This is a genomic window from Marseilla massiliensis (assembly GCF_023336985.1).
In the GTDB taxonomy this organism is placed as follows: Bacteria; Bacteroidota; Bacteroidia; order Bacteroidales; family Bacteroidaceae; genus Prevotella; species Prevotella intestinigallinarum.
This window is the reverse complement of record NZ_JAMBLP010000010.1, coordinates 110,960-120,625: the sequence shown is the minus strand read 5'-3', so window position 1 is coordinate 120,625 and position 9,666 is coordinate 110,960. Positions and strand designations below refer to the sequence as shown.

At 59.7% G+C, this 9,666-nt stretch carries 9 protein-coding genes and 1 tRNA gene; 5 read left to right on the top strand and 5 right to left on the bottom strand.

Translation table 11 applies throughout. The features are described from left to right. Positions 1 to 190 precede the first annotated feature (190 nt). Positions 191 to 264, bottom strand: a tRNA-Asn gene (locus tag M3089_RS08915). Positions 265 to 526: 262 nt separating this feature from the next. Here M3089_RS08915 and M3089_RS08910 point away from each other — a divergent pair. Further along, the gene (locus M3089_RS08910) at positions 527 to 2,230 is read left to right on the top strand and encodes a S41 family peptidase (protein WP_394802272.1); all 1,704 of its coding nucleotides are present in this window, start codon (positions 527 to 529) and stop codon (positions 2,228 to 2,230) included. Between the two features lie 631 nt (positions 2,231 to 2,861). On the opposite strand, the gene M3089_RS08905 is transcribed toward M3089_RS08910, so the two are convergent. Further along, complete coding sequence (locus tag M3089_RS08905; protein WP_249083467.1) at positions 2,862 to 3,362, bottom strand: hypothetical protein; 501 nt, start codon at positions 3,360 to 3,362, stop codon at positions 2,862 to 2,864. Positions 3,363 to 3,957: 595 nt separating this feature from the next. Here M3089_RS08905 and M3089_RS08900 point away from each other — a divergent pair. Continuing rightward, the gene (locus tag M3089_RS08900; RefSeq protein WP_249083466.1) at positions 3,958 to 4,362 is read left to right on the top strand and encodes an OsmC family protein; all 405 of its coding nucleotides are present in this window, start codon (positions 3,958 to 3,960) and stop codon (positions 4,360 to 4,362) included. 61 nt (positions 4,363 to 4,423) lie between these two features. Here M3089_RS08900 and M3089_RS15935 read toward each other — a convergent pair whose 3' ends face one another. Next, positions 4,424 to 4,831: a NosD domain-containing protein gene (locus tag M3089_RS15935; protein WP_394802271.1), complete on the bottom strand. Its 408-nt coding sequence runs from the start codon at positions 4,829 to 4,831 to the stop codon at positions 4,424 to 4,426. A 161-nt stretch (positions 4,832 to 4,992) separates the two neighbouring features. Between M3089_RS15935 and trpS the strand changes: the two genes are divergently transcribed. Then, on the top strand, positions 4,993 to 6,081 hold the full coding sequence (gene trpS, locus M3089_RS08895; protein ID WP_205111517.1) for a tryptophan--tRNA ligase: 1,089 nt from the start codon (positions 4,993 to 4,995) through the stop codon (positions 6,079 to 6,081). 339 nt (positions 6,082 to 6,420) lie between these two features. Here the strand turns inward: trpS and M3089_RS08890 are convergent, their stop codons facing one another. Together M3089_RS08890 and M3089_RS08885 are read right to left on the bottom strand one after the other, a co-directional pair. Next, positions 6,421 to 6,771 (bottom strand): DUF3795 domain-containing protein, encoded by a 351-nt coding sequence (locus M3089_RS08890; protein ID WP_249083464.1) that lies wholly within the window; start codon positions 6,769 to 6,771, stop codon positions 6,421 to 6,423. Positions 6,772 to 6,776: 5 nt separating this feature from the next. Beyond that, positions 6,777 to 7,364: a pyridoxamine 5'-phosphate oxidase family protein gene (locus M3089_RS08885; RefSeq protein ID WP_249083462.1), complete on the bottom strand. Its 588-nt coding sequence runs from the start codon at positions 7,362 to 7,364 to the stop codon at positions 6,777 to 6,779. A 15-nt stretch (positions 7,365 to 7,379) separates the two neighbouring features. Between M3089_RS08885 and M3089_RS08880 the strand changes: the two genes are divergently transcribed. Both M3089_RS08880 and M3089_RS08875 read left to right on the top strand, forming a co-directional pair. Then, positions 7,380 to 8,453 carry an agmatine deiminase family protein gene (locus M3089_RS08880; protein WP_249083460.1) on the top strand — a complete coding sequence of 358 codons (1,074 nt, stop codon included), beginning with the start codon at positions 7,380 to 7,382 and terminating at the stop codon, positions 8,451 to 8,453. Between the two features lie 327 nt (positions 8,454 to 8,780). Next, complete coding sequence (locus M3089_RS08875) at positions 8,781 to 9,362, top strand: DUF4840 domain-containing protein (protein WP_249083458.1); 582 nt, start codon at positions 8,781 to 8,783, stop codon at positions 9,360 to 9,362. Positions 9,363 to 9,666: the final 304 nt, after the last annotated feature.

Here is a 9,666-nt window from a genome sequence, read left to right as displayed (position 1 = left end):
CCGTCTTTCTTGATTTCCGCCTTGATTGTCAGCATATTACCTATGTTTTTAGAAGTAAACAATAGGTCAACAGATAGTCAATTTGCCATCAAAAGCAGGTGATTGCCCAGCCGCAAAAGCCCAAATGAAGGATAAAAAGAAAAAGTGCCAACTACCTGAACTTCAAGTAATTAGCACTTCATTTTACCTGCGCTTCAAGATGGGCTTGAACCAACGACCCCCTGATTAACAGTCAGGTGCTCTAACCAACTGAGCTATTGAAGCAGTGTTGCGCGCCTCATTTCTGAATTGCGATGCAAAGGTAATGCCTTTTTGCGAGACGTGCAAATTTTTCGGCGAAAAAATAGCGGTAAACATAAAATTTTCTCAAAAAAACGCCCTGTGTGGCCGGATTTAGAGTATAATCAGTTAATTTTGCAGTCATGTTAGCCTGCCCTTGGCGGCAATGGCCACCCGCCGCCGTCCGGCCGGCGGGCCCGGTGCGGCAGGGCGGCAAGCTCAAAGAAGAAACCACAGAGATATAAAAATGAGAAGACGCATCGTTATCTTGCTGGCCGCATTCATGGCGGCGGCGGGCCTGCAGGCGCAGAAGTCGAGGGGCCACAACTTCGAGGTGGGCAAGAACCTCGACATATTCAACACCATCTACAAGAACCTCGACCTGATGTATGTCGACACGCTCAACCCGTCGGAGGTGATAGGCAACGGCATCAAGGCCATGCTGCGCAGCCTCGACCCCTACACCGAGTACTACCCCGAAGACAAGAACAAGGAGCTCGAGATGATGCTCACGGGCAAGTATGCCGGCATAGGCGCCGTGATACGCCAGAACCTCAAGATACAGAGCGTGGTCATCGACGAGCCCTACGAGGGCATGCCCGCTGCCGAGGTGGGCCTGCGCAAGGGCGACGAGATACTGTCGATAGACGACTCGTCGATGGTGGGCAAGACGGTGAGCTACGTCAGCGAGCGGCTGCGCGGCGAGCCCGGCACCACCTTCGCTCTGAGGGTGAGGCGCCCCACCACGGGCAAGGAGCTGACGTTCAGGGTGACGCGCCGCAACATCAAGCTGCCCGAGATACCATACTACGGCATGCGCCCCGGCGGTGTGGGCTACATCTGCCTGAACAGCTTCACGGAGGGATGCGCCAAGGACATGCGCCGCGCCTTCGTCGACCTGAAGGGGCAGGGGGCCAAGGGCCTCGTGCTCGACCTCAGGGGCAACGGCGGCGGCTCGCTGGCCGAGGCCGTTGAGATAATAAACATGTGGGTGCCCAAGGGCCGGGTGCTGGTGGAGACGCGGGGCAAGCTGCGCCAGGCCAACCGCGAGTACAAGACGCGGCTCGAGCCCGTTGACACGGTGATGCCAATAGTGGTGCTGGTCAACGGCGAGACGGCCAGCGCCAGCGAGATCACTGCCGGTTCGCTGCAAGACCTCGACCGCGGAGTGGTGCTCGGCACGCGCACCTATGGCAAGGGCCTGGTGCAGGTGCCGATGGACCTGCCCTACAACGGCACGCTCAAGCTCACCACCAGCAAGTACTACATACCCAGCGGGCGGTGCATACAGGCCGTGAACTACAAGCACAGCGGCGGGGGCTACACCGAGCACATTGCCGACAGCCTGACCCACGTGTTCCACACGCTCAGCGGACGCGAGGTGCGCGACGGCGGGGGCATCATGCCCGACGTGGAGGTGAAGCCCGACACGCTGCCCAACATCGTGTTCTACCTTGATAGGGCCGACTCGTCGGAGGTGATGCTCGACTATGTGGTCGACTACATTGCCGCCCACCCGTCGATAGCCCCGGCGGGCGAGTTCAGGCTGTCCGACGCCGACTTTGCCGACTTCAAGCGGCGGGTGGTGGCGAGCGGCTTCACCTACGACCCCATGAGCAGCAAGAAGCTCGACGAGCTCGAGAAGCTGGCGCGCTTCGAGGGCTACTACGACGATGCCCGCGCCGAGTTCGACAGCCTGCGCGCCAAGCTCAACCACAACGTGGAGCGCGACCTGGAGCGCCACAAGGACGACATACGCCAGCTCATCGAGCAAGACATAGTGGCCGCCTACTACTATCAGGGCGGGGCCATGCAGCAGGCGCTGGCCCACGACAAGCAGCTCGTGGAGGCCGAGCGCATACTGGCCGACAGCCGGAAATACCGCTCGCTGCTCGAGCCCAAGCCGGCCGCCGGCCCAGCCGAGGGCGCCGAGAGGGCGCAGGCGCGCTGAGCCCGGCCCTGCACCGTAGGAAGCAATGCGCAAGGCGCAGCAGGCATCCCGCCACCCGCGGGCGGCCTGTTGCGCCTTGCTTGTTTGGCGGCCGCGGCCCCAGGGCGATGCGGCAGGGCCCTTGCCGCTGGCCATGCCGTTTGGCGGCTCGGGCCGGCCCGTTTTGCAGGGCCAGACGTGCCGTCCGGGTTCGCCGAACGGCTGTTGGCCTGCCGGTCGTTGTTTGTTGTTGCCATTTGCGCCATTGTGGGCCAAAGCAACTGGCCGCTTTTTGCCCCGGCCCTTTGTCGGCCCTTTTCCCCAAATGGCGCCCGGCAGGAGCGCTTGCCCGGGGCATAGCTGCACGATGCGGCCCGCGGGCCATGCCAGGAAAGGGTTGGCGTAGGTTTCTTGGCCATGTCGCAAAGGCCCTACGGCCGTCGGGCCGCGGGGGATGGCCCTGGCTGCGTCAGCCGGCTTCACCAGTGCTTCCGCCATGTTGCCCGCATGCTGCCGGGAGCCTTGTATAGGCGCGGCCAGCCCGCCTCAGGCAATGCGGCAGCAGGTTTGCGCGGCAGCACAACCGGGCTGGCGCCCTTGGCGTGGGGAAAGGCTGCCTCCGGGTGGCTTCAGGCGGCAAAGGCCGCCTGGGTCAAAAACTTACATGGAACATATAGTTGTCGGGCATTATGAGCTCTTTTGCATAGAATGAGCGCATCAGGCGTGTAGTGTCAAGCACCTGCACATCGCCTGCGTAGCCCTTTATCCTTACCGTCAACAGCTCCGATTCGGCCGGGGGCTCCGTCTTTTTCCTTTTCCTGTATGTAACCCCGACATGCATGGTGACAGGCGCCGTGCCCTCGGCGCGTAGCACAAGGTGGCCCGACTTTGGCAATTCTCCCCAGTTCAGTAGGCATTGCCCGTCGGCGAAAGCCATCTTGTCGTTGCCATTTTCCAAATAAATTGGTTTGCCGTTGTCGGTATGGGCCGAAAATGAAAGCCACGGATAGATTTCGTCTTGGTTCCCCTCAAGAAACACTTCGGCCTTTTTACTGACGTATTCTTTTTTGTCTACGGGAACGGGGTGAGCCTTGTCGCAACCTTGCAGCAAGAGGGCTATGGCGCACCCGATGAACAAATGATATATTCTCATGCTTTTTCGAGATTAATGGTTTCCAGCTTAAATTTAGCGATTAATGTCGAAGGTAATGGATGTTGCAGCCCGGATTTTTGGCAGACAAGAGTTTCCGTGCAGCTTTGCCTCCGGTTGTGATAATCTGGCGTAGCCCGGTTGCGCTTGCCCGTCGCCCTGTGGTGCCGCCTGCTGCGGGTTGCTATGTCGGCAACGCTTGGGCTGTCAGGCCGGTAGGCGTGAGCGCCTGATGCCGGATTGCTTGTGCTTGCGCCCGCCCGCAGTGCGCAAGCAAGGGCGGCCACCGGCAATGGCCGGCGGGGCTGGCAGGCAAGGTGCGGCAGAGGGCAAGTTGTTGCCTACGTCCGATTTTCTATGGCAAAAGTCAGAGGGCTGCCCGACATGTTGAAAGAATCATGCCCGCATGACGGTTTTTTGAGGGAAAAACATTATATTTGCAAATGAATGGGCTGCCGCCCACAGCCGTGGCGCAACAGGCCACGGCAGCGCAAGCCCGGCCGCACGCCCACAGCCGGCCCCGCCGGGGCATGTGCCCCGTGCAGGCAGGGCGCGGCCGGCAGCCAACATTTGTCTAACTTAAAACAAAAGCAAAGCAATGGAAGAAATCAAAGTGACCTACAGCGGCAACATCAAGACCACGGCCGCCAAGGGCGGTTCGCAGATAACGACCGCCACCGACAACTCGCCCGAGAGCCGCACTGCCGGCACCACGTTCACACCCGTAGACATGCTGGTAAACTCGCTCGGGGCCTGCATGCTCTCGATGATGGGGGCCACGGCCGCCCGCAAGGGCATCGACATTGGCCTGCCCACGGCGACGATGACCTACGACACCGACCCCGCCACCCACCGCGTGACGGCAATAAAGGTGGTGTTCGACGTTGACGGCACCAACCTCTCGGAGGCCGACCGCAAGGTGATAATGGGCGCAGCCAAGGCATGCCCCGTGGCCGCCAGCCTGAGCGAGTCTATTGCCAAGGAACTGGTGTTCAACTTCTGAGCCACCCGGCGCGGGCCGCGCAATAAAGTGGCGGCATATTTGCCCGTTCGGTTTTTTTGTGCTACCTTTGCATAAGACAAAGCTGCACCCGGCAATTTGCAATGTGATTGCATTGCCCTCGTTTGCGATGTCTTTGCATAAGACAAAGCTGCACTCGGCAATTTGCAATGTGATTGCATTGCCCTCGTTTGCGACGGCTTTGCATAAGACAAAGCTGCACCCGGCAATTTGCAATGTGATTGCATCGAGCCCGTTTGCGACGGCTTTGCATAAGACAAAGCTGCACCCGGCAATTTGCAATGTGATTGCATTGCCCTCGTTTGCGATGTCTTTGCATAAGACAAAGCTGCGCCCGGCAATTTGCAATGGAGTTGCATTGCCCTCGTTTGCGATGTCTTTGCATAAGACAAAGCTGCACCCGGCAATTTGCAATGTGATTGCATTGCCCTCGTTTGCGATGTCTTTGCATAAGACAAAGCTGCACCCGGCAATTTGCAATGTATTTGCATCGAGCCCGTTTGCAATGTCTTTGCATAAGACAAAGCTGCACCCGGCAATTTGCAATGTATTTGCATCGAGCCCGTTTGCGACGGCTTTGCATAAGTAACAACACAAAATGATATTACAACAATGGGAAAAGTAATCCTTACGGGCGACCGCCCCACCGGCAAGCTGCACCTGGGCCACTACGTGGGCTCGCTCAGACGCCGCGTACAACTGCAAGATGAGGGCAACTACGACAAGATGTTTGTCTTCATGGCCGACGTGCAGGCCCTAACCGACAACGCCGACAACCCCGAGAAAATACGCCAGAACATCATAGAGGTGGCCCTCGACTACCTTGCCGCCGGGCTCGACCCCGCCAAGTGCACGCTCTTCGTGCAGAGCCAGGTGGCCGAACTGGCCGAGCTCACCACCTATCTGATGAACCTCATCACCGTGTCGCGCGTGCAGCGCAACCCCACGGTGAAGACCGAGATCAAGATGCGCAACTTCGAGGCCAACATACCGCTCGGCTTCTTCTGCTACCCGGTGAGCCAGGCTGCCGACATAACGCTCTTCAAGGCCACCACCGTGCCCGCCGGCGAAGACCAGGAGCCCATGCTCGAGGTGACGCGCGAGCTCGTCAGGAGGTTCAACCAGACCTACGGCGAGGTGCTCGTGGAGCCCGAGATAATGCTGCCCGAAAACGCCACGGCGCGCCGCCTGCCCGGCACCGACGGCAAGGAGAAGATGAGCAAGAGCCTTGGCAACTGCATCTACCTGAGCGACTCGGCCGACGAGGTGTGGCAGAAGGTGCGCTCGATGTACACCGACCCCAACCACCTCAACGTGAGCGACCCGGGCACGGTGGAGGGCAACGCCGTGTTCACCTACCTCGACGCCTTCTGCACCGATGCCGACTTCGCCGAGTTCTGGCCCGAATACGCCTGCCTCGACGAGCTCAAGGACCACTACCGCCGCGGGGGGCTGGGCGACATGAAGTGCAAGAAGTTCCTATACTCGGTGCTCGAGAAGACGCTCGCCCCAATGCGTGAGCGCCGCCACGGGTTCGAGCAGGACATACCCGCCATCTACGACATGCTGCGCCAGGGCACCGAGCGCGCCCGCGAGACCGCAGCCCAGACCATGGACGAGGTGCGCCGGGCCATGCGCATCAACTATTTCGACGACGCCGAGCTCATACGCTCGCAAGCCGAGAAATACCGCGCCAAGTGAGCCACAGCGGCCGCCGGCCCCTGCGTAGGCGGCCGTAGCCTGCCCCATGTGCGGCCGGAAAAGGCCCAGGCCCGTCAGGACGGGGCCGTTACGGCGTTCACCGTTGAGGCGGGCCCGCAGTGCAGACGGCACTGCGGGCCCGCTTTGCGTGATGGCGGCAGCCACAGGGGGCGGCCCGGCAGCGCGGGGATGGCATGGCCGGCGGGCGGCCGGGCGTCGGCTTGCTTGGCGGCATTGTTGCGCCATGGCTCCGAAAAGGCCATCAGAATGAGGCAAAAATGCCTTTCGGAAAAAGTTTGAATGGGTTCATTGTTTGACAGCATTACGATGCTTCGCTGTTCATCTTTGCTTTCTTTTGATGGTTTGGCATTTGCGTTTGGCCATCTCTTCGGCAAATGCCTGTTCGCCATGTTCCTTGATGAAGCGGATGCAGGCGGGACGGTCAGAATTGAACAGGAATGCGAAAACCTTGCCTATCCGGTTGGAAAACAATTTGCATTCCCTGACGTCATGGTGACATTCAGCGCAAGTGTTCAACTTGTTTTCTGGGCAGCATGAGCGTATCTTGCACCAAGCCGCCTTTTCATTTTGTTTGCATCCCGGGCATTTCTCCGCCAAGAATTTACGGCAGGCTCCGCAATAAAGACCGCAAGCGGCTATGTTCTGGGTGTCAGGTGCTATGGTTTTCATGTGCATCAGATGTTGGAGTGTGCAAATTCGCCATTTATCCAAAAGGTGGCTTCCGTGCCAATGAAATGCAGAAGCACGTAGTTGGGGTCGTCAGGCCCGCCGGTGAAATGATGGATGAACCACTCCTGCCACATGTCCTTGCGGATGGCATCGTCCGTGACTACTTCTACCGTGCCGCGCAGGGCAACGCCATCCCCGTAATGGTCGTAACAAAGCCCGGCCTTGTTGTTTGCCTTGAAGTCGGTTGCCTTTACGGAGTCTGCACTTGTCGCCATCCAAACCTCATGGAAACCCTTCGCGCCAATCTTTGACATCTGCACCGGGCGGGGATAGCCATTGGCATCAATGGAAGCGACGGTCACGTTATCGCATTGCGAAAGCAAGTGGGTTGCCTTTTCCGACAGCGGCCGTTCATCTTTCACTTTCCACCGTTTCAATTGCGGAAAGTGTTGGAGCATTTGTTCTTTCGCTTGTATGGGAGTCAACTTACAACCGGCCTGAACATTCCATTGGCCTAAGAATTGCAGGCAGAACTCTATCATCTGCCCCATCGTGAAATCCTGGGTAAACGCACCGTCCTTGTAGCAATACATGCAATAATCCTCGCTATGGCCACCATCGGCATTAGCGCCGACGGCCGGCAAAAGGAGACAGAAAGCATGTACAAATACACCATAATGAGCGAAGACGCCCCACACGAGGGCACATGGCTGGCCTGGCCCCACCACCACACCTACGGCACCGCCTACCGCGACTCGATAGAGCCCGTATGGGTGGCCATGGCCGCGGCGCTGTCGGGCGGCGAGCGCGTGCACATCATTGCCTACGACGAGACCGAGCACAGGCGCATAGCCCGCAAGCTCGAGGGCAGCGGAGCCGACATGGCCGCCATCGACTTTGTGGCCGTGCCCACCGACGACGTGTGGATAAGAGACACCGGCCCGGTGTTCGTCTGCGACAGCAGCGGCAGGCAGGCCGTGGTCGACTTCGCCTTCGACGGGTGGGGGCGCAAGGCACCCCACAGCCTCGACGACGCCGTGCCGCGCCGCGTGGCCGCCATCACGGGCCTGCCGCTGTGCGACGCGTCGGACGTGGTGATTGAAGGCGGGGCGGTCGAGACCGACGGCGCCGGCACGCTCATGGCCTGCGAGAGCTCGGTGGTAAGCCCGGGCCGCAACAGGGGGCTCGCCAAGGAATATGTGGAGAGGCGGCTGCGCCAGTGCCTGGGCGTGAGCAACTTCATCTGGCTCAAGGGAGCCATTGGCGAGGACATCACCGACGCCCACATCGACGGCATTGCACGCTTCTACGACTCGCACACCATCATAGCCGTGGCGCGCAACGACTTTGCCGACCTCTATGAGGGCATCGACATGGCCGACTACGACGTCATTGCCTCGGCCCGCAATGCCGACGGCGAGCCTTACCGCGTGGTGCAGATGCCGCTCACGCGCAAAAACGTCAGGGGGCTGGGCTACAAGGGCTCTTACCTCAACTTCTACGTGGGCAACACCGTGGTGCTAATGCCGGCCTATGGCGATGCCAACGACAGCGTGGCCGTGCGCATGCTCACCGAGCTATATCCCGGCCGGAGGGTGGTGCCCATCGACGTCACCAAGCTATACAAGCATGGCGGCATGCTGCATTGCGTCACGCGGCAGCAGCCCGCCGCACGGCAATGACCCGCCGCCCGGCATTGCGGGCCGGGCCGCCGCGGCGCCGTAGCGGCGGCCTTGTGTCGGCCTTGGGGCGGGGCGTAGGCCCTTGGCGCCCACAGCGCCATGTGCGTCAGCCCTTACGGCACCGGGGCGTGGGCGCTTTGGGCCATGGCGGCCTGTTGGGTTAAAAAGTGTTTCGCTCCCGGTGCTGTTTCAGCATTTAGCACCCGAAAGCCTAAAAATAAGTTAAATGCCTTTCTTTCCGTGCAAGTATTCTTCTTCTGTTTGTTATTATGGTTGAGTACTCACAAACAAACTTAACTTATAAACAGAATAAAAATAGACTTCAAAATGAATAGAAAGAAAGTATACAGTGCGATTTTCGCTATGTCTTTATGCCTCTGCGGCTCAATGTTCGTGGCTTGTGACGATGACGACAACAACACCGGCGGTGGCGACGTGCTCACGGCCGGCGCCGTGGTGGGCGAATATCCCGACGCCGTCATGACAGCCGGCGAGGCCGACACCACCGTGACCGTGACCGTGGGCGCCGACTCGGTGAGCATAGCCGATTTCCCCGTCGACGGCATTGTGGCCGCCGTGGTGCCTGCCGAGCAGCTCTCAGAGGCCCTGGCTTCAGTGGGCAGCGTGCCTTTCTCAGCCTCTTACAAGGGCAACGTCGTTGGCAACAAGGTGGCCATGACCGTCTCGGCCGACTCGCTGCTCTTCAACACCACAGCCGATGGCCAGGAGCACACGGTGAAGGTGGGCTTCACCCAGCCGGCCTCCGGCGAATACTCCGGCGCCGACAGCACCCTGACAATGAAGGTAGAGGCTGCCACCGTTATATTCGACGGCGACACGCTCACCGACTTTGCCCCGATTGAGTATGAGCTCAAGCCTGCCCACAAGGCCGTCGTGGCCCACAATTGAGCCTCTGAGGCAGTAAGTTGTTCCAAATCCTTTTTCAAATCCAATCGGTAGATAGAGTTCCGACGGATTCATTCTATTGTTGAGCAGATGGGCTGCCGCCGTTGCCAAGGCGCGGCATGATGCGCCGAGGCAGTGCGGCAGCCGTGACGCCCGCAAGCGAATGCAACCATGTGGAGGCTTGATACAAAGGCCGAGCCGGCCATGAGGCGGCCTGATGTACTATTGGGATTCAATCATGGCATGACCAGCGGAGAGCCGCGCCGGCAGGGCGCACGGGCTCTCCGCTTTTTTTCGTCCTTACAGC